The organism is Dryocola mayonis, from assembly GCF_051307045.1.
Taxonomy (GTDB): domain Bacteria; phylum Pseudomonadota; class Gammaproteobacteria; order Enterobacterales; family Enterobacteriaceae; genus Dryocola.
On the sequence record NZ_CP150452.1, the window covers coordinates 70,345 to 89,723 of the forward strand.

Sequence of the window (19,379 nt, forward strand, 5' to 3'; positions counted from 1 at the left end):
CGCATGTAGGGTCAGTTTGCAGGTGTTTTTTATTATTTGTAGGGTGGATAAACCAGGCGCCATCCACCGTTACAGGCTTACAGTTCTAACGCGCTGGCTAACGGGTCAACGCCAAAACGCTTGCCGAGCGCGATAAGCTCGTCGCGGGTAATGGTCTGTTTCATGCCGCCCATCGAGATAACCTTGACCAGCACCTCGGCGGACTTTTCGGCGGTATCGATAAGGCCGAAGGCTTCGTCAAGCGTCGGGCCGCTGCCGAATACGCCGTGGAACGGCCACAGCACCAGCGAATGTTTTTGCATCTTGCCGGCGGTCGCCGTGCCGATTTCATCGGTACCCGGCACCATCCACGGCAGAATGCCGACGCCGTCCGGGAAGACCACCAGACACTCGGTGCTGCCTTCCCACAGCTTGCGGGTGATGATATCGGAGTCGTTTTCCAGCACGTAGGTCAGGGCTATCAGGTTGGTGGCGTGGCAGTGCATGATTACGCGATCGCGGCCGCCGGTGGCTTTCATGCGTACGCAGTGCGACTGGAAGTGCGATGCCAGCTCAGAGGTCGGCACCGCTTCGTTTTCCAGCCCCCACAAAATGTGGTACCCCGTACCGCGGCTGTCCACTTTTACCACGCCGATATTTGCCGCCGGGTCGAGCTGCACGTTGCGGAAGAATTTACCGGAGCCGGTGACGATAAACGGCGTGCCGGCAAGTTCTGGCATCGGCTGGCTAAGGGCGATATAACGCGGCTCGGCGTAAAAATCAGCCTGGTAAGGCGCGATGTCTTCCTCGCTCAGGCGCAGCGTAATGTTGCCGCCGTTGCGCTCGTCCCAGCCTTTGAGCCAGGCGTCGCTGGTCGCTTTGATCATGCCTTCGACAAACCAGGCGTTCAGGATGTTGTGCATAGTTTTGTGCTTCCTTTAGTGTTCCGGCGGGTGCGCGAGGCTTGCCCGCCTACGATCCGATACGGTAGATAAACGCCGTGCCATCCACCGATAAATTCTCTACTTGCGCTGGCTTAACACGTCTTTTTCGTAGCCGCGCACGTTGTCCAGCCACTGCGCATCCGCAGGCGTGTCGTGGCGCTGGCAGTACATCTCCCACACCGCCTGCCACGGCAGGCATTTCTGCTCCTCAAGCAGCGCCAGGCGGCCGGTGTAATCGCCTTCGTTTTCTAGCCGGCGCAGGGTTTCGGTTGGCTCCAGCAGGGCGCGCAGCAGCGCTTTTTTCATGTTGCGGGTGCCGATGACCCAGGCCGCGATACGGTTGATGGACGCATCGAAGAAATCGAGGCCGATGTGTACGCGGTCGAACAGGTCATGGCGGATGATTTCGCTGGCGATCGCCTGGGTTTCGTCATCCAGCAGCACCACGTGATCGCTGTCCCAGCGTACCGGGCGGCTGACGTGCAGCAGCAGGCGCGGCACGTAGAGCATGGCGCTGGAGATTTTGTCGGAGATGACTTCGGTGGGGTGGAAATGCCCCGCGTCCAGGCACAGCGCGGTCTGGCGGCTGGTGGCGTAGCCGAAGTAGAACTCGTTGGAGCCGACGGTGTAGCTTTCGGCGCCGATGCCGAACAGTTTGCTTTCTACGGCGTCGATGTGGTGCGCCGGGTTGAGCTTCTCGCTAATCACCTCGTCAAGCGCTTCCAGCAGGCGCTGGCGCGGGGCCAGGCGGTCAACCGTAACGTCCTTCATGCCGTCCGGGATCCAGATGTTCATCACCGACGGCGTGCCGAGCTGTTCGCCAAAGTATGCGGAAACTTTGCGGCTGGCCTTCACGTGGTCAATCCAGAACCGGCGGATTTCGTCGTTTGCGTGGGACAGGGTAAAACCATCGGCGCTCAGCGGGTGCGAGAAGCACGAAGGGTTGAAGTCCAGGCCCAGCCCGTTCGCTTTCGCCCACTCAACCCAGTTTTTGAAGTGCTCGGGTTTGATTTTATCGCGTGGGACCGGGGTGTCCGACTCCAGATAAATGGCATGCAGATTCAGGCGCTTGGGGCCTGGGATCAGGCTTAGCGCCTGCTCAAGATCGGCGCGCAGTTCGGCGGCGTTACGCGCTTTGCCGGGATAATTACCGGTCGCCTGGATGCCGCCGCTCAGCTCGCCTTCCGGGTTTTCAAAGCCGGCAACGTCGTCGCCCTGCCAGCAGTGCATTGAAACCGGCAAACGGTCCAGCTGGCGCAGCGCTTCTTCTGCATCCACGCCGACGGCGGCAAAGCGCTGTTTAGCCAGTTCCCAGGCTTGATCGATAGAGGTGGTCATGCGCAAAACTCCTTAAAGGTTTGACGGTTGTGCGAAAACTGCGCCATATAGCGGGCAATTTCGCTGTCTGAATGCGGGATAAAAGAGGTCAGTTCGTAGCTGGCGGCGACGATGCTGCGGAAGTCGTCGACGTCGGCGATTTCGTCCAGCGCCATCAGCTGGCAGCCGATATTGCCAAGGGTGGAGGCTTCGACCGGCCCGGCCAGTACCGGCACGCCGCAGGCGTCCGCACAGAGCTGGTTGAGCAGCTCGTTCTGGCTGCCGCCGCCGACGATGTGCAGGCAGCTCACCGGCCGGCCGCGCAGCTCCGCCAGTTCGTGCAGCGTTGCGGCATACAGCAGCGCCAGGCTGTCGAAAATACAGCGCGCCAGCTCGGCGTCGGTCAGCGGCACGGGCTGGCGGCTTTCCCGGCAGGCGGCCTGAATCTCGCGGCTCATGCTTTCCGGGTTGATAAAACGGTCGTCGTTGGGGTTTATCACAAAACGGCAGGCGGGAAGGCCGCGGGTTCTGGCGATCAGCTCCGGCAGGTCGGTAATCGCAAGCTCTTTTGCGACGCGCTGCAAAAGCCACAGCCCCATAATATTTTTCAGCACCCGGTAGCGGCCTTCGGCGCCGCCTTCGTTGGTGATGTTGGCGGCGAGCGCCTGGCTGCTGGTGCAGGGCGTTTTGCTCTCGAAGCCCATCAGCGACCAGGTGCCGGAGGAGAGGTACGCCGCGTCTTTGTCTTTTAACGGCGCGCCGATGACCGCGCTGGCGGTGTCGTGAGTGGCGACGGACACCACGGGGATCTGGTTGCCTTCGCGGCAGGTCCACTGGCCGATTACGCAGCCGGGATGCGTCGGCTTGCCGAACCAGTTTGACGGCACGCCGGCCCACTCGAGCAGGCTTTCATCCCAGCTGTCGCTGTTGATATTGATAAGCTGCGTGGTGGTGGCGTTGGTGTATTCCCAGTTCAGCGCGCCGGTCAGGCGATAGCAGAAGTAGTCGGGGATCAGCAGCGCGTGTGCAACTTCATCGAGCAGCTCCGGCTGGCGCCGCGCAAGGGCGCGCAGCTGATAGAGCGTGTTGAACGGCAGAAACTGAATGCCGGTGCGGCGATAGATTTCTTCGCGCCCGACTTCGGCAAGCGCGGTTTCCATTACGCCGTCGGTACGGCCGTCACGATAGGAGACCGGCAGGCCAACGCGGTTGCCGTCGCGGCCGATCAGCACGTAATCCACGCCCCAGGTGTCGATGCCGATGCTGTCGATGGCGATGCCTTCATCGCAGGCTTTTTGCAGGCCGGTGCGGATTTCCAGCTCCAGCGCGTCGAGGTCCCAGGTCGTGGCGCCCTGAACCTGCTTCAGACAGTTGGCGAAACGGTGAATTTCACGCAGGCGGATACTGCGGGTTTCACGTTCAAAACGTGCCAGCATGACGCGGCCACTTGAAGCGCCCAGGTCTACCGCAACACTATGGCGAAGAGTCATTATCGGGGTCCTTGCGAGTTAATTGACCCCACTTTAAAAAGGAACGCCGCAGCCCACCTTCTTATGGCTGACAGCGCTTGTGCCGCGCTGGCAAAGAAGCAAAGATGAACGTGAGTGATATCACAAATTCGTTTTTGCAGGCTTCGCACGCCGCCTGTGACGCTTCCCGCATTTCCGAATAATTCCCCGCGTTTCTTAAAAAACGAACGGCTTTTAACGAATTTCGTGTCGAAAATTTAAGGTGCAGATGAGAATCGTTACCTACTATCAGGCAACTGTTTATCAGCATGGTGGGTATAAGAATGACGATATTGCACGGTTTTGATTTCTTCCCGTCAGGTAACGCGTCGGTGGCGATTGAGCCCCGCCTGCCGCAGGCGGCGTTTCCTGAACACCACCACGACTTTTATGAAATAGTCATTGTGGAGCACGGCACCGGCACGCACGTTTTTAACGGCCAGCCCTACACGCTGAGCGGCGGTTCGGTGTGCTTCGTGCGCGACCACGATCGTCATCTGTATGAGCACACCGAAAACCTCTGCCTGACCAATATCCTGTATCGCGCGCCGGACGCGTTTTGCTTCCTTTCGGGGCTGGATAAGCTGCTGCCGCAGGAGCAGGACGGCAATTATCCGTCGCACTGGCGGGTGAACCAGCCGGTATTGCAGCAGGTGCGCGGGCTGATAGAACAGTTCGAAACCCTCGGCGAGGGGATGGATACCCATGCCGTCGCCAACCGGGAAATGCTGTTTATGCAGCTTCTGGTGCTGCTGCGTAAAGGCTCCATGATGGAGGGGGTAATCAACGCGGAAGGCCGGCTGAATCAGCTTATGGCCTGGCTTGAGGATCACTTTGCCGAGGAGGTGTGTTGGGAGCAGCTCGCCGGGCAGTTCACCCTTTCGCTGCGCACGCTGCATCGCCAGCTCAAGCAGCAAACCGGGCTTACGCCCCAGCGCTATCTCAATCGCTTACGTCTGATGAAGGCCCGCCACATGCTGCGCCACGGCGAGGAGAGCGTCACGGATATCGCCTTCCAGTGCGGCTTTGGCGACAGCAACCACTTTTCCACGCTGTTCAGACGCGAGTTTTCCTGGTCCCCGCGCGAGATTCGCCAGGGCCGGGATACCCAACTTCAGTAATCGCGAACGCAATCACCGTTTTTTTCAGCGAAAAAGCCAATACTTCTCAGCTATTTTTCCGTCGGGTGGCGCAGGCTTACCCGGCCTGCGTTTGTGAATGGCAGGGTGGATAAGCGTAGAGGTATCGCGGTGGCCGGTCGCTTAGTGCTGAAAACAACTGATTTCTTTGTCTCCGCCTCCCAGCCGGTGGCGGTGGCGGACCGCTATCCGCAAAACGTCTTCGCCGAACATAGCCATGATTTTTGCGAGCTGGTGCTGGTATGGCGCGGCAACGGCCTGCATGTGCTCAACGACCGCCCCTACCGCATCACCTGCGGCGACCTGTTTTATATTCGCGCTGAAGATCGCCATCGCTATGAATCCGTTAACGATCTGGTGCTGCACAACATTATTTATTGCCCGGAGCGGCTGAAGCTCAACGTCGACTGGGACGAGCTGCTACGCAACCATTCGGCGATGGGCAAGGACCCGCGCTGGCGGCTGAGCAGCCACGGAATGGCGCAGGCGCGGCAGATAATCGGCCAGCTGGAGCATGAAAGCCCGAAACAGGACGCGCTGTCCCTGTGCCTGACGGAAAGCCTGTTCCTGCAGCTGTGCATCGTGCTGCATCGACATCGCTACCAGCCGCAGGATGCGGCAGGGCCGGACGGCGGGGAAACGCTCGATTTGCTGCTGGCCGCGCTGGGCAAAAGTCTTGATGCGCCTTTTGATTTGCAGAAGTTCTGCGAGCAGCATCAGGTGGCGGAGCGCCATTTGCGGCAGCTTTTCCGCCAGCAAACCGGCATGTCGATTGGTCAGTATCTGCGGCAGCTACGCATCTGCCAGGCGCAGGACTTGCTGCGCCACAGCGAGATGCTGATTGGGGATATCGCCACGCGCTGCGGCTTTGAGGACAGCAACTACTTCTCCGTGGTCTTTACGAAAGAGACAGGTTTGACGCCACGAATGTGGCGCCAGCGTTATACGGTTGGGGTCAGTTAGCCATTCCCAGGCCAACGATATTGGCGGCGAGAATGATCACCACGCAGCCGACGCTCAGCACGCCAACCGGACGGCGGCCCGCGGCCTTCCACTCCTTCATGATAAGCCCTACCAGCCCGCCGCACAGCACGTAGAAGCTCATGTGCAGCATCCAGCTCATATAGTCATACTGCGCCGGGATTTTGGCGTGGCCCCAGGCGTAGAAGAAGAACTGCAGATACCACATCAGCCCGGCCAGCGCGGAGAACAGCACGTTGGTGATGATTAAGGGTTTTGCCAGCGAGAAGTCGGCTTTTACCGACAGGTTTTTGACTTTTGCCAGACGAATGAAGCAGAACCCGAGGTTGATCGCCGCGCCGCCGCCCATGATGATCACGTAGCTTGGCAGGGCGACATAAAGCGGGTCGACGCCCAGCGCGGCGGCGGCTTCATGCATAGGTTTCGCGGCATCCATCGCAAAGGACATGCCGGCGGAGAAAATCCCGCACATCACCGCCAGCGTCAGGCCTTTTTTCAGGTTGAACTCTTCGGCCTTGATGCCCATCTGGCGCTCTTTCAGCTGGCCTGCGCGGGTCACAATGGCGACGCCGACGAGGGCGACTAGCACGCCCAGCAGCGTCATGCGTCCGCCCGGCGTGCCGATCAACACGTCGAACCTGCCGGCGATGATGGGCGTCATCAGCGTGCCGACAATCAGCGTGATGCCGATGGCGATGCCGATGCCCATCGACATGCCGAGATAGCGCATGGTCAGGCCGTAGTTGATATTGCCGATGCCCCACATCGCACCGAACAGGAAGACCGGCAGCAGGGTGGATACGCTAAAAGAGCCGTAATAGGCCCCAGAAGTCAGGCAGCAGAATTGAGCTGACCGTCCAGGGCAAAATAATCCATGAAACAAAACCGCCTGTCGCCCACATGGTTTCCCAGGACCAGCGCCGCACTTTCTTGAAGGGGGCGTAAAAGCACGCCGCGCTTGCCGCGCCGACGAGGTGCCAAAGTATCCCCATGGTTATTGCGTTACTCATCTTCCATCCCTCTGTTTTTATTAATAGCGCAGGGGTGACCGCCGGATACCCCAATTCCGTTGAGTCTAAAGAGTGAGCGGACGGCGAACCTTCAGCATGCTGCCGCAAGGGCGCGAAATTTGGCAAAAATCATTGGGTAGGATTGACGGGTGTCACAGTTCTTTATTTCGCCTCCGCCGGAGCGGCGGCGGGTGCGCCGGACCATCGTATCCCCACCGCACGTTTTTGATTTCATACTCGGCGACGGGGATGCCCCGGTGGGTCAGCAGGGTATTGCCGAGGAGGACCGAAGTGACAATATTCTCACAGGCGTTGCCGCTGCGCCCTTCGTAGTAATAGGCCAGCTGTTTTCGATAAGCTTGTCCAGCACGCAGCCATTTTTGAATCGCGTGGCAAAAATCAGTTTATCAGCCTGACAACGTTCACATTTTCGCCATCATGACGAAAAGTTATAACCTTATAGAAACTACGGCATTGATAAACATTTTCAATATCATTTAATTAACTATAATGAACCAACTGATTACGCGGCGTTAACGGCTATCGCGCCGCCCGACAATAATGGAGATGAAGAATATGAGTTATACACTGCCATCCCTGCCTTACGCTTACGACGCCCTGGAACCACACTTCGACAAGCAAACGATGGAAATCCATCACACCAAACACCACCAGACCTACGTCAACAACGCTAACGCGGCGCTGGAATCTCTGCCAGAACTCGCCAGCCTGCCGGTTGAAGAGCTGATCGCTAAACTGGATCAGGTTCCGGCCGACAAGAAAACCGTTCTGCGTAACAACGCGGGCGGCCACGCTAACCACAGCTTCTTCTGGAAGGGCCTGAAAACCGGCACCACCCTGCAGGGCGACCTGAAAGCCGCCATCGAGCGCGATTTCGGCAGCGTTGAGAAATTCAAAGAAGAATTTGAAAAAGCGGCCGCCACCCGTTTCGGTTCCGGCTGGGCGTGGCTTGTGCTAAAAGACGACAAGCTGGCCGTGGTGTCTACCGCAAACCAGGACAGCCCGCTGATGGGCGAAGCGGTTGCCGGCGTTTCCGGCTTCCCGATTGTGGGACTGGACGTGTGGGAACACGCTTACTACCTGAAGTATCAGAACAAACGTCCTGACTACATCAAAGCGTTCTGGGAAGTTGTGAACTGGGACGAAGCAGCCGCGCGTTTCGCTGCTAAAAAATAAGTTGCATTGCAACTGACGAGAGGCGAGCCTGATGGCTCGCTTTTTTTATGTCTGTTGCATACAGGGAGAGCAGATGCGTCATCCGCTACAGGTTTATATCGGCAAGATTCGTGCTTACGAAGGCAGCAGGCCCAAGCGCTATCGCCAAATATCAGGTCGACGGCGAGCTGCGGCTTACCGAATCGGGCCTGGAAGGCGACCAGCAGGCCGAAAAAATCATTCATGGCGGGCCCGATCGCGCGCTATGCCATTACCCTCGTGAACATTATCTCCACTGGGCGCGGGAGTTTCCCGAGCAGGCCGAGCTGTTTACCGCCCCGGCTTTTGGGGAGAACCTGTCGAGCGAAGGCCTGACGGAAAAAAACGTCTGCATTGGCGATATCTTCCGCTGGGGCGATGCGCTGATTCAGGTCACGCAGCCGCGCTCGCCCTGTTTTAAGCTTAACTACCATTTCGGCATCAGCGACATGGCGTCCCTGATGCAAAAGTCGGGCTACTGCGGCTGGCTGTACAGGGTGGTGCTGGCGGGAAACGTCTCTACGGAATCGCCGCTGGAGCTGGTTTCCCGCCTCAGCGACGTGAGCGTGGCTGAGGCGATAGCCATCGCATGGCATATGCCCTTTGACGATGAGCAGTACCATCGCCTGCTGTCGGCGGCCGGGCTTTCGACAAGCTGGACGCGAACCATGCAAAAGCGGCGCCTGTCCGGGAAGATCGAGAATAATTCGCGGCGGCTGGTCGGGAAATAACAGACTTATCAGATCCCGAAACGAGTAATTAGCGTGGAGCTGCCGCGTATTAACCTACGGAAGTTTTCTCACCACGGTAGAGGCGGGTAACAGTACTGAACCATCTTTAGCCCGTGGCGTCATTCGCGGAATCGGCTTGCCCGTGTTCCTGTCGAGCAATACTGAATGGCGCTCGTCACGCTCGAACAGATACTGTTCACCCCATTGTCGCAGCGCCACCACTACGGGAAACAGGCTTTCTCCCCTGGCCGTTAAAACATACTCCTGATAGGCGGTGCCATCCGAGGCCGCCCGCATTTCAAGAACACCGGCATCAAGCAGCTTGCGCAACCGATCGGAAAGGATATTGCGGGCTACGCCCAGGCTACGCTGAAAATCGCTGAAGCGACGCATGCCGTCGAAGGCATCGCGCACAATGAGAAGCGACCAGCGATCGCCGATCAGATCGACGGAGCGCGCAACGGGACAGGGTTCATCTTTCATGGATTTGCGGGGCGGCATGGCGTCTCCTGGCGGGCTGACAGCGGCTGGATTCTGGTTGCATTTTAAAACTGCATGGCCTAGCATTCAACTGGTTTCATTTTGAAACCAGAACGGGTGGTAACGGATCATGACAGCTTCTTCCATTTCGCCGACGTTGCCGCGCGGCCTCGTATGGCTGTTTGCCACAGCCAGCGGGCTGAGCGTGGCGAATGTTTATTACGTGCAGCCCCTGCTGGATACCCTGGCGCGGGACTTTCACATCGGCCATGCCGCCATTGGCAGCGTGGTGACGGCCACCCAGGTCGGCTGTGCGCTGGCTTTGCTGCTGCTGGTGCCGCTGGGCGACCGGGTGAATCGCCGTCGACTGATGGCGGCGCAGCTGCTGGCGCTCGTGGCCGCGCTGGCGGCAGTCAGTATGGCTCAGTCCGCGACTGCCTTGCTGGCAGGCATGCTTGCCGTGGGCCTGCTGGGCACGGCGATGACGCAGGGGCTGATCGCTTATGCGGCCAGCGCCGCCATGCCCCATGAGCAAGGGCGCGTTGTGGGTGCTGCTCAGGGAGGCGTGTTCATCGGTCTGTTGCTGGCGCGGGTTTTCGCCGGTTCCGTCAGCGATCTGCTGGGCTGGCGCGGCGTTTACTTCTGTGCCGCCGTCCTGATGACGGCTATCGCGTTGCCGCTGTGGCGGCGGCTGCCGGTATTGCCCGTAGCGCCAGGGGCGGTGAGTTACCCGCGTTTGATTGCCACGATGTGGACGCTGCTGCGTCAGGAAAAGGTGCTGCAGGTGCGCGGTGTTCTGGCGATGCTGATGTTTGCAGCCTTCAATATCTTCTGGAGCGCCCTGGTGCTGCCCTTGAGCGCACCGCCCTATGCCTTTTCGCACACCGTTATCGGTGCCTTCGGTCTGGTCGGCGTAGTCGGCACACTGGCTGCTGCGCGTGCCGGGCAATGGGCCGATCGAGGATACGGCCAGCGCACCAGCGCGGCGGCGCTGGTAGTGCTGCTGCTGGCCTGGTGGCCGCTGTCGCTGATGGAATGGTCGCTTGGGGCGCTGGTGATCGGCATTCTGCTGCTCGATATGGGAGGTCAGGCGCTGCACGTCACTAACCAGAGCCTCATTTTCCGCGCACGTCCCGAAGCCCATAGCCGGCTGGTCGGCCTTTACATGCTGTTCTATGCGGCTGGAAGCGGGCTTGGGGCAATCGGCACGACTATCACCTATGCCCATGCCGGCTGGCAGGGAGTGTGCCTGCTGGGTGCGGGAGTCAGCCTGCTGGCGCTGCTGTTTTGGTGGATAACGCAAAGCGCGTGCCCGCTGCGGTAAACCGGGCCGGAAACGAAAAAACCCGCCAGAGGCGGGTTTTAGAATTTTTGCTTTATAAGCTAATGCTTACAGGCTGGTTACGTTACCAGCAGCTGGACCTTTAGCACCACTTTCGATGGTGAAAGATACTTTCTGGCCTTCGTCCAGGGACTTGTAGCCATCGTTCTGGATAGCGGAGAAGTGTACGAACACGTCTTTAGAGCCATCGTCAGGAGTGATGAAGCCGAAGCCTTTGTCAGAGTTGAACCACTTAACCAGACCAGTCATTTTAGCAGACATTGATATTACCTTTTATATAGAGTTTGCCTTTCGGCGCATTGGTATGCTTTACAGATTTTTGAAGCGATAAAGGAGAAACTCACTTTGAAAGGTATCTACGATAACTTCTGGAGGACTGCTTTGCTTGAAAGGTCTGTGCGTCAAACCGATAGAGGCATTAACGCATATTTAACCAGTCGATGACAAGAACTATTTCAGCCGTCTAAAGGGCCGGAGCCGTAACTCCCCGCCTTGCGGCGGGGTATCGCATCACTGCATGGCTTTTTGCGCGCTTGAATAAGCCTGCATAAACGCCTGATGTTGCGACGCCAGCGGGCCGATCAGCGCGTTGTACTGGCTGGGCCTGTTGGGAAGTCGGGAACTGGATGCCGCCTGCGGTAAAGCCAACCTGCGTACCCTGCTGCTGGATAAAATCACCCACCTGCACCAGCTGCTGGGTAAAGGTTTGCGCAGCCGGGATCAGCGGCTCCATCGCGTTTGCCGGCGCGGTAACCACTTTCTGGTAGACCCGATCGTAAACGGTTTTCAGATCGTCCGGCTGCTTCAGCGTGGCATGCGCGCTGTCCGCCTGCATTTTGGCGTTCTGCACCTGCTGACCCAGCACGTTCAGGGAGCCGTTCGCCTGGCGCAGCGCATCACGCTGATTCATATAGTCCTGCGGGACGCGAATGCTGTTCACGCTGTCCACTACCGGCTTCATGCCGTCATCCATCGCCTGGCTTACCTGCTGGGAGAAGCCGTACAGAATGGCGTAGTCAGAAACCAGCGGACCGAACTGTTTTTTCTGATCGGCAGTCAGCGTAGGCAGACGTTCGCCGCTACGCATGGCCGTGTTTTGCAGAAAATCGATAAACGCTTTGCGCTGATCGCCTTCTTTATCAAAACAGCCGCTCAGACTCACCACCATTAATAACGCCGCAAGCGACGCAAACCAGCGAGAGCAGGACTTACCTGTCGCCATCTTTTCTACTCCTTTCACCAAACAATGCCAAAGCGCATACGCGTACCCGATAATGTAGCTAATGATAGTCCAGGCCGCCCGCGCAAGATACCCTTTCACAACAATCTCTTTAAGCGAAATTTGCGCCAGTTTGCTTACTTTTTTATTCATTTCGCGCTCGGCCTGCTGACTAGGTTCGCCATCCATTCGATTGTCCCGCGCCGCTAACTTTTCCTCCTGAATCCACGGCGGCCATCTCTGCCGTCGGCGCAATAAATGCATAAGCATTTACAAATAAATACTTAGCAGCGCGTGCAGCCTGATTTTCAAGCGGTTACGGCGCTTACTTTCTCAGCAAAAATGCATAAAAAGCCCGCTGCGTAAAAATAGTTTCCTGATGAATCATCAGCACGCTTTTTTTCAGTCTACTCTTAAATGGCTTCTTAACCTTCACGAGGTCAATGTGTGATTTATGAGGAGTTCTCAATGGAATATAAAGACCCAATGGTTGAACTGCTCAGCAGCCTTGAGCAGATAGTTTTTAAAAATGAACCGCAAGCGTTAACCCTGAGACATAAACCCAGCGCGTTTTCTGAATTCGAGCAGCTACGTAAAAGTACGGGCTTGAAAATTGATGACTTTGCTCGCGCGATGGGAGTCAGCGTTTCGATGGTGCAGGAGTGGGAATCAAAACGACTCAAGCCCTCCAGCACCGAACTGAAGCTGATGCGCCTGATTCAGGCGAATCCCATGCTCAGTAAGCAACTGATGGAATAATTTTGTACTTTGTACCTGACTTGCCTTAATCAAAACCCCGCTCAGTGACGCGGGGTTTGTTGTTTTTAGGGCCTGTACAAAAAATAAACTTTGCAAGACGAAACGGTAATGTCCGGAAACCCGATCTGCGTCACTACCGGAAGCGTGAATTTTGACCATAACTAAAGAAGGGCTATTACCGGACAAGCAAAAGGAGGCTGTATGTCTAAGAAAATCCTGGTTCCTGTCGATATTTCTGAAATGGAGCTGACGCAGCAGGTTATTCCTCACGTTGAAGAGTATGCAAAACACGACGATGCCACCATCCACTTCCTGGCGGTTATTCCCGACTATACCTACTTTGCCTCTTACGGCCTGGGCTACTCTTCCATCGCGCCGGATATGAAAGAGAGAGAGGCCGCGGCCATGGAAAACCTGACCGATATCATCTCGAAATTCAGCCTGCCCGGCGACCGGGTTGCAAAGCACGTGATGAGCGGCACGCCGAAAGATCATATCCTTCAGCTGGCCGATGATATCGACGCCGACGTGATTATCCTCGCCTCCCATCGCCCCAGCATGTCCACCTATCTCCTCGGCTCCAACGCCGCGGCCGTGGTTCGTCATGCCAAATGCTCGGTGCTGGTGGTGCGTTAAGGCATAAAAAAACCCCGCATTTATGCGGGGTTTGTTGCTGACGAACTGGCTTATTGCAGCAGGGAAATATCCGCAACCTTCAGGAACAGCTCGCGCAGTTTGGACAGCAGCGTCAGGCGGTTGATGCGCAGCGCTTCGTCTTCTGCGTTCACCATCACCTTGTCAAAGAACTCATCTACCGGCTCACGCAGGTTCGCCAGCTCTTCCAGCGCTTCCTGATAGCGGCCTTCGGCGAAGAACGGCTCCAGCTTATCGCGCAGCACAACCACATTGGTTGCCAGACGGATCTCTTCGGCTTCTTTCAGGACGGAGGCGTGAACCTGGTCGTTCAGCGTTTCGTCTGACTTCGCAAGGATGTTGGAAACTCGCTTGTTCGCCGCGGCAAGCGCCGCCGCCGCTTCCAGAGTACGGAAGTGGGAAACGGCCTTCATGCGCGCATCGAAGTCGGCCGGTTTGGTCGGACGGCGCGCCAGCACGGCCTGGATGGTATCCACGCCGTGGCCTTCTTCCTGATACCAGGCGCGGAAACGGCCCAGCATAAAGTCGATAACGTCATCCACCACCTTCTCGTTGGTCAGCTTGCTGCCGTAGAGGCGTACGGCTTCTTCGGTCAGGGTCTGCAGATCCAGCGGCAGGTTTTTCTCAACGATAATGCGCAGCACGCCGAGGGCCGCGCGACGCAGGGCGAACGGGTCCTTATCGCCTTTTGGATGCTGGCCGATGCCGAAGATGCCCGCGAGGGTGTCCATCTTATCGGCAATCGCCACCGCGCACGCCACCAGGTTAGACGGCAGCGCATCGCCCGCGAAGCGCGGCTGATACTGTTCGTTCAGCGCGACGGCCACGTCTTCGGCTTCGCCGTCATGACGCGCGTAGTGCATGCCCATCACGCCCTGGGTGTCGGTGAATTCGAACACCATGTTGGTCATCAGGTCGCATTTGGACAGCAGGCCCGCGCGGGTGGCGTGATTCACGTCGGCGCCAATCTGCCCCGCAATCCAGCCGGAAAGGGCTTCGATGCGGTTGGTTTTGTCGCGCAGCGTACCGAGCTGCTGTTGGAACAGCACGGTTTCCAGACGCGGCAGGTTATCTTCCAGACGCTTTTTACGGTCGGTATTAAAGAAGAACTCCGCATCCGCCAGGCGCGGACGAACGACCTTCTCGTTACCGGAGATAATCTGCAGCGGATCTTTCGATTCGATGTTCGCCACGAAGATGAAGTTTGGCAGCAGCTTGCCGTCGTTGGCGTACACCGGGAAATATTTCTGGTCGCCCTTCATGGTGTGAACCAGCGCTTCCGCAGGCACCGCGAGGAATTTCTCTTCGAATTTAGCCGTCAGCACCACCGGCCATTCCACCAGCGAGGTTACCTCTTCGAGCAGGCTTTCGCTCAGGTCTGCGTTGCCGCCGATTTTACGCGCCGCTTCTTCCGCGCCTTGTTTGATAGCCGCTTTACGCTGCTCGTAGTCGGCGATAACTTTGCCGCGCTCCAGCAGAATTTGCGGATACTGGTCGGCGTTGTCGATGGTGAATTCCGGCTCGCCCATAAAGCGGTGGCCGCGAATCACGCGATCGGACTGAATGCCCAGAATGGTGGCCGGGATCACCTCGTCGCCCAGCAGCAGGGTAACCGTGTGCACAGGGCGCACGAAGTGGGTGTCGTTCGCGCCCCAGCGCATCAGTTTTGGAATCGGCAGTTTGCTCAGCGCCGTGGCGATCATCGCCGGCAGCAGCGCCTGTACGCTTTCGCCTTTAACGTGCGCGCGGTACATCAGCCATTCGCCTTTGTCGGTCGTCAGACGCTCCGCCTGATCGACGGTGATGCCGCAGCCGCGCGCCCAGCCTTCAGCGGCTTTGCTCGGTTTGCCTTCGGCATCGAACGCGGCGGAAATCGCCGGGCCGCGTTTTTCAACTTCGCGATCGGGCTGCGCTGCCGCAAGGCTGGCGATTTTCAGCGCCAGGCGGCGCGGCGCCGCAAACCATTTCACTTCGCCGTGGGCGACGTTCGCCGCGTCCAGCTCCGCCGTTACGTTCGCAGCAAAGGATTCCGCCAGGCTGCGCAGGGCTTTTGGTGGCAGCTCTTCAGTGCCGATCTCCACCAGAAAAGTTTTTTCAGACATGCCTGCCTCTTATTTATTCTTGTTGCACATCGGGAAGCCAAGCGCTTCACGAGAAGCATAATAGGCTTCGGCCACGGCTTTGGTCAGAGTACGAATACGCAGAATATAGCGCTGGCGTTCGGTCACCGAGATGGCCTTGCGCGCATCCAGCAGGTTGAAGCTGTGCGCCGCTTTCAGAATGCGTTCGTAAGCAGGCAGCGGCAGCGGGTTTTCCAGCGCCAGCAGGTGCTGCGCCTCTTTCTCATACTGCTCGAAGCAGGAGAACAGGAAATCCACATCGGCGTGTTCGAAGTTATAGGTCGATTGTTCCACTTCGTTCTGGTGGAACACGTCGCCGTAGGTGGTTTTACCCAGCGGGCCGTCGCTCCAGACCAGATCGTAAACGCTGTCCACGCCCTGGATATACATCGCAAGGCGCTCTAAACCGTAGGTGATTTCACCGGTAACAGGCTTACATTCGAGGCCGCCCACCTGCTGGAAGTAGGTGAACTGCGTCACTTCCATGCCGTTGAGCCACACTTCCCAACCCAGACCCCAGGCGCCCAGCGTCGGGTTTTCCCAGTTGTCTTCTACGAAGCGAATATCATGAATGGTCGGGTCCATACCCAGCTCTTTAAGAGACCCGAGATACAGCTCCTGAATGTTGTCCGGCGACGGCTTAATCACCACCTGGAACTGATAATAGTGCTGTAGGCGGTTCGGGTTCTCACCGTAACGGCCATCCGTAGGACGGCGGGAAGGCTGCACATACGCGGTGGCCATCGGTTCCGGCCCTAAAGCCCGCAGGCAGGTCATTGGGTGAGAGGTGCCGGCGCCGACTTCCATGTCCAGAGGTTGAACAATGGTGCAGCCCTGGCGGGCCCAGTAGTCCTGTAAAGTCAGGATCAGGCCTTGAAAGGTCTTGGTATCAAACTTTTGCATGTTGATTTCGCACGCGTTCGAGTGGGTTTAAAGTGAAGCGGCCAGTATACCCGTTGACCGCAAGATATACAGCCCGAATCCGCGCGCAAAATAGCGCTGTTTGCCCTTGATTGCGGCTTTATGTCGTCGAAAGGTGTAAGAATTGACCACTTTCGTCAAAGGAGCAGGTAAATCCCTCCTCGCGCAGGGTGGCGCCTTTTATCTCAAAGCTGCCCTGATACTGCTCAATGTCGATTACGCTGATGCGCTGCGCGTGAGTGTTGTAGCGATGGGCCGCTTCCTGTTTGCAGGTCTTCACCATCTCGGCGCTTTGCGCCGCCGGCGTATGCGCCCGCTGGGCGAACTGGGGATGATGTTCGCCGGAACTGCACGCGCTTAACAGCAGCGCGGCGAGCGCCGGCGCCCAAAGGCTAATTTTCTTTTCTGTCATCATCATGGGTTATCAATACGTTAGACTTGTTGTTATTCACTATTTACGAGCAACGGGTATTGTGCAAACGCGGGAAGCAGCAGATTTACCTTTTAAGATTTTTACAGAGGAACGAATGCAGCAAAAAATTAACTGGATTGACAACCTGCGCGGCATCGCCTGCCTGATGGTAGTGATGATTCATACCACAACCTGGTACATTACGAATGCGAGCGCGGTCACTCCATTTAGCTGGGATTTTTCGAACGTGCTGAATTCGGCCTCGCGCGTCAGCGTGCCGTTATTCTTCATGATTTCCGGCTATCTTTTTTTTGGCGAGCGCAGCGCCAGGCAGCGCCATTTCGTGCGTATCGGGCTGTGTTTACTCTTTTATAGCCTGATCGCGCTTTTCTATATCCACTTCTTCACGCCGATTAGCTCCGGACTTTCGCTGCGCTATATCCTGCAAAAGCCGGTGTTTTATCATCTGTGGTTTTTCTTCGCGATAATGGTTATCTACCTGCTTTCACCGCTGATTGAGGTTAAAAAAGTCAACGCGATGGCGGTTCTGGGGCTGATGGTTTTGCTGGGCGTGGTCGCCAACCCCAACACCGTGCCGCAGACGCTGGGCGGCGTGAAATGGCTGCCGATAAACCTCTATATTCGCGGCGACACCTTCTACTACGTGCTGTACGGGCTGCTGGGGCGGGCGATCGGCATGCTGGAGACGGAAAAGGGATGGATAAGCGCGCTGGCGGGCGGCCTGTTCGCGCTTTGCGTGGCGTCTGTTTCTTTGGGCACGCACAAGCAGCTGCAAATAAACGGTAATTTTTCTGACATTTTTTACGTCTACTGCGGGCCCTTGGTGTTTATCGCCGCCGTCAGCCTGCTGGTGGTGGTGAAAAACTGCCTCAACGTCCGGCCACTGCCGGGCCTGGCCTTTATCTCGCGCCATTCGCTGGGGATTTATGGTTTTCACGCCCTGATAATCCACTTCCTGCGCACGCATGGCTACCAGTTAACCCGCTCGCCGGTGCTGGATATTCTGTGGATCTTCGGCGCAACCCTGGTTTGCAGCCTGTTGCTGTCGATGGGGCTGCAGCGCGTGGATAAGCGCAGGCTGGTCAGCTAAGCGTTACGGGCGCGGGCGCGATGGAGCTGTCGCGGCGAGGAAAAGCCTGCCGCCGCCGCGGCCTGTTCCATACGCTGCCCCTGCAGCAGACGCTGCTCGGCAACCGCAAGCCGCAGCTGTTCCAGATAATCCCGCACCGATATGCCCAGGTGCTGCTGGAAAAGCCGCGATAAATGGCGCGGGCTGACGTGCGCCTTCGCGGCAATCTCCTGCGCGCTCCAGGCGTATTCGGGAGCCGCGGAAAGCAGGTCCTGGGCACGGTGTACCGCCGGGTGAATATGGTTGCGATAGCGCAGCCACGGCGAAAGCTGCGGGTCGTCGCCGGAACGGCGGAACCATACCACCATCTCGCGCGCCACGTCTAAAGCGGCCTTCGGCCCGCAGTAACGATTAATCAGGTGCAGCGCAAGATCGATGCCGGAGGTGATGCCGGCGCTGGTCCAGATGCCCCGATCCTCGACGAAAATACGGTTATCTTTGACCTGAGCGCCGGGGGCCGCGGCGCGCAGCCTCGCCAGCACATCGTGGTGGGTGGTGCACTGCACGCCGTGCATCAGCCCGGCTTTTGCGGCCAGCAGCGAGCCGGAGCAAACGCACATCAGGTTAAGCCGCAGGCTGTGGATCTGCGGCTGCAGGCGGGTAAGCCAGCGGCGCACCTCCTCAGCCTGCGGCGTATCAAAGTAGCGGCTGGAATCACACACGCCCGGCAGCACCAGAAGGCTGCCGGATGGAAAGCTTTCCGGCAGCGGTTCAACGCCGCTAAAGCCCAGGCCGATTGAGGTGACAACCTGTGGGTCCGGGCCGATGAAATGCAGGTGAAACGCCTCCCCGGCGAGCGCCAGCGTCTCCGCAGGCCCCGTCAGGTCGAGCGACAGCACGCCGGGCAGAACAACGAACCAGACCCCAATACTCACGATAGCGACTCCAGGCACTCGGCAACGGTTTGCACATCCGCGAAACGCCCCGCCAGCACCGTTTCAGTACGGTGACGCAGGGCGGCTGCATCCAGCGTAACGCCTTTCCAGCACATCGGGAAGGTAAGCATCGCCTCGCTGATAAAAGAAACGCGATAGCCCAGATCCGACGCCACGCGCGCGGTGGTTTCACAGCACTGTTCGGTGCGCAGCCCGCAGATAATCAGGTGGTTAACGTCCCGCGTGCGCAGCCAGTGGTCAAGGCCGGTATCGGTGAAGGCGTTGTGGACGTGCTTCTCAAAGGCGGCGTCCGCCTTGTGGGTGAGAAAAGGCATCGGCTTCACCAGGCCTGACGCTCGTGCGAAGGGGCCGTCGCCGTCTTCGTGAAAAATATCCACGACGGGAACCTTCAAATCCTGGCAGCCGGCAATCAGTCGCGTAATAGCCTGCTCAAACGCCGGGACGTCGTTTTCCTGCCAGTAGTCACGATGGAAAAAGGATTGCTGCGTATCGATATTAATAAGCGCGGAACGGGACATTTTCGGACTCCTCATCGCTGGGTGTGAAGCCATTGTGACAAGGGTTTGCCGGGTTGCTAATACCGAAAACGGACAGGATGAGGG

Annotated in this window: 17 protein-coding genes and 4 pseudogenes; 8 read left to right on the forward strand and 13 right to left on the reverse strand. The window is 57.9% G+C overall.

Annotated elements, in window-relative coordinates; translation table 11 throughout:
- Positions 1 to 77: 77 nt before the first annotated feature.
- The 3 genes from rhaD to rhaB all read right to left on the reverse strand — a co-directional run bounded on the left by rhaD (position 78) and on the right by rhaB (position 3,730).
- Positions 78 to 902, reverse strand: a complete 825-nt coding sequence (gene rhaD / locus WLO32_RS00365; RefSeq protein ID WP_435946796.1) for a rhamnulose-1-phosphate aldolase — start codon at positions 900 to 902, stop codon at positions 78 to 80.
- 99 nt (positions 903 to 1,001) lie between these two features.
- Complete coding sequence (gene rhaA / locus WLO32_RS00370) at positions 1,002 to 2,261, reverse strand: L-rhamnose isomerase (RefSeq protein ID WP_435946797.1); 1,260 nt, start codon at positions 2,259 to 2,261, stop codon at positions 1,002 to 1,004.
- Entirely contained in the window at positions 2,258 to 3,730 is a 1,473-nt protein-coding gene (gene rhaB, locus WLO32_RS00375) for a rhamnulokinase (protein WP_435946798.1), read from the reverse strand. The genes rhaA and rhaB overlap by 4 nt, the downstream gene beginning before the upstream one ends.
- Positions 3,731 to 4,032: 302 nt before the next feature.
- Here rhaB and rhaS point away from each other — a divergent pair, with 302 nt between their 5' ends.
- Both rhaS and rhaR read left to right on the forward strand, forming a co-directional pair.
- On the forward strand, positions 4,033 to 4,869 hold the full coding sequence (rhaS, locus tag WLO32_RS00380; RefSeq protein ID WP_435946799.1) for an HTH-type transcriptional activator RhaS: 837 nt from the start codon (positions 4,033 to 4,035) through the stop codon (positions 4,867 to 4,869).
- A gap of 129 nt (positions 4,870 to 4,998) precedes the next feature.
- Complete coding sequence (gene rhaR / locus WLO32_RS00385) at positions 4,999 to 5,850, forward strand: HTH-type transcriptional activator RhaR (RefSeq protein WP_435946800.1); 852 nt, start codon at positions 4,999 to 5,001, stop codon at positions 5,848 to 5,850.
- Here the strand turns inward: rhaR and rhaT are convergent.
- Together rhaT and WLO32_RS00395 are read right to left on the reverse strand one after the other, a co-directional pair.
- Positions 5,843 to 6,878 (reverse strand): annotated as a pseudogene (gene rhaT / locus WLO32_RS00390) (L-rhamnose/proton symporter RhaT). The gene rhaR and the pseudogene rhaT sit on opposite strands and share 8 nt — an antisense overlap.
- Positions 6,879 to 7,066: 188 nt before the next feature.
- Positions 7,067 to 7,222 (reverse strand): annotated as a pseudogene (locus tag WLO32_RS00395) (arabinose isomerase); the annotation flags it as partial.
- A gap of 232 nt (positions 7,223 to 7,454) precedes the next feature.
- On the opposite strand from WLO32_RS00395, the gene sodA reads away from it, so the two are divergent.
- Together sodA and yiiM are read left to right on the forward strand one after the other, a co-directional pair.
- The gene (gene sodA, locus WLO32_RS00400) at positions 7,455 to 8,075 is read left to right on the forward strand and encodes a superoxide dismutase [Mn] (RefSeq protein WP_435946801.1); all 621 of its coding nucleotides are present in this window, start codon (positions 7,455 to 7,457) and stop codon (positions 8,073 to 8,075) included.
- A 73-nt stretch (positions 8,076 to 8,148) separates the two neighbouring features.
- Positions 8,149 to 8,824 (forward strand): annotated as a pseudogene (gene yiiM / locus WLO32_RS00405) (6-hydroxyaminopurine reductase).
- Between the two features lie 54 nt (positions 8,825 to 8,878).
- Here the strand turns inward: yiiM and WLO32_RS00410 are convergent.
- A complete protein-coding gene (locus WLO32_RS00410) occupies positions 8,879 to 9,325 on the reverse strand; it encodes a winged helix-turn-helix transcriptional regulator (protein WP_435946802.1) in 447 nt (148 codons plus the stop codon).
- Positions 9,326 to 9,434: 109 nt separating this feature from the next.
- On the opposite strand from WLO32_RS00410, the gene WLO32_RS00415 reads away from it, so the two are divergent.
- Entirely contained in the window at positions 9,435 to 10,628 is a 1,194-nt protein-coding gene (locus tag WLO32_RS00415; RefSeq protein ID WP_435946803.1) for an MFS transporter, read from the forward strand.
- 66 nt (positions 10,629 to 10,694) lie between these two features.
- Here the strand turns inward: WLO32_RS00415 and cspE are convergent, their stop codons facing one another.
- Both cspE and WLO32_RS00425 read right to left on the reverse strand, forming a co-directional pair.
- Positions 10,695 to 10,907, reverse strand: coding sequence for a transcription antiterminator/RNA stability regulator CspE (gene cspE, locus WLO32_RS00420; RefSeq protein WP_121264842.1), 213 nt, complete (start codon positions 10,905 to 10,907; stop codon positions 10,695 to 10,697).
- A 249-nt stretch (positions 10,908 to 11,156) separates the two neighbouring features.
- Positions 11,157 to 11,868: pseudogene (locus WLO32_RS00425) on the reverse strand (DUF3053 domain-containing protein).
- A gap of 465 nt (positions 11,869 to 12,333) precedes the next feature.
- Here WLO32_RS00425 and WLO32_RS00430 point away from each other — a divergent pair.
- Both WLO32_RS00430 and uspF read left to right on the forward strand, forming a co-directional pair.
- A complete protein-coding gene (locus WLO32_RS00430) occupies positions 12,334 to 12,624 on the forward strand; it encodes an HTH-type transcriptional regulator (RefSeq protein WP_435946804.1) in 291 nt (96 codons plus the stop codon).
- A gap of 201 nt (positions 12,625 to 12,825) precedes the next feature.
- Positions 12,826 to 13,260, forward strand: a complete 435-nt coding sequence (gene uspF, locus WLO32_RS00435; RefSeq protein ID WP_435946805.1) for a universal stress protein UspF — start codon at positions 12,826 to 12,828, stop codon at positions 13,258 to 13,260.
- Positions 13,261 to 13,310: 50 nt separating this feature from the next.
- Here uspF and glyS read toward each other — a convergent pair whose 3' ends face one another.
- The 3 genes from glyS to WLO32_RS00450 form a co-directional block, all read right to left on the reverse strand.
- Positions 13,311 to 15,380, reverse strand: coding sequence for a glycine--tRNA ligase subunit beta (glyS, locus tag WLO32_RS00440; RefSeq protein ID WP_435946806.1), 2,070 nt, complete (start codon positions 15,378 to 15,380; stop codon positions 13,311 to 13,313).
- A gap of 9 nt (positions 15,381 to 15,389) precedes the next feature.
- Positions 15,390 to 16,301 carry a glycine--tRNA ligase subunit alpha gene (glyQ, locus tag WLO32_RS00445; protein WP_034460421.1) on the reverse strand — a complete coding sequence of 304 codons (912 nt, stop codon included), beginning with the start codon at positions 16,299 to 16,301 and terminating at the stop codon, positions 15,390 to 15,392.
- A 118-nt stretch (positions 16,302 to 16,419) separates the two neighbouring features.
- Positions 16,420 to 16,734, reverse strand: coding sequence for a YsaB family lipoprotein (locus tag WLO32_RS00450; protein WP_435948352.1), 315 nt, complete (start codon positions 16,732 to 16,734; stop codon positions 16,420 to 16,422).
- A gap of 112 nt (positions 16,735 to 16,846) precedes the next feature.
- On the opposite strand from WLO32_RS00450, the gene WLO32_RS00455 reads away from it, so the two are divergent.
- On the forward strand, positions 16,847 to 17,842 hold the full coding sequence (locus tag WLO32_RS00455; protein WP_435946807.1) for an acyltransferase: 996 nt from the start codon (positions 16,847 to 16,849) through the stop codon (positions 17,840 to 17,842).
- Here the strand turns inward: WLO32_RS00455 and WLO32_RS00460 are convergent.
- Both WLO32_RS00460 and WLO32_RS00465 read right to left on the reverse strand, forming a co-directional pair.
- Positions 17,839 to 18,756 (reverse strand): GlxA family transcriptional regulator, encoded by a 918-nt coding sequence (locus WLO32_RS00460; RefSeq protein ID WP_435946808.1) that lies wholly within the window; start codon positions 18,754 to 18,756, stop codon positions 17,839 to 17,841. The genes WLO32_RS00455 and WLO32_RS00460 overlap by 4 nt on opposite strands.
- A complete protein-coding gene (locus tag WLO32_RS00465; protein ID WP_435946809.1) occupies positions 18,753 to 19,295 on the reverse strand; it encodes an isochorismatase family protein in 543 nt (180 codons plus the stop codon). The genes WLO32_RS00460 and WLO32_RS00465 overlap by 4 nt, the downstream gene beginning before the upstream one ends.
- Positions 19,296 to 19,379: the final 84 nt, after the last annotated feature.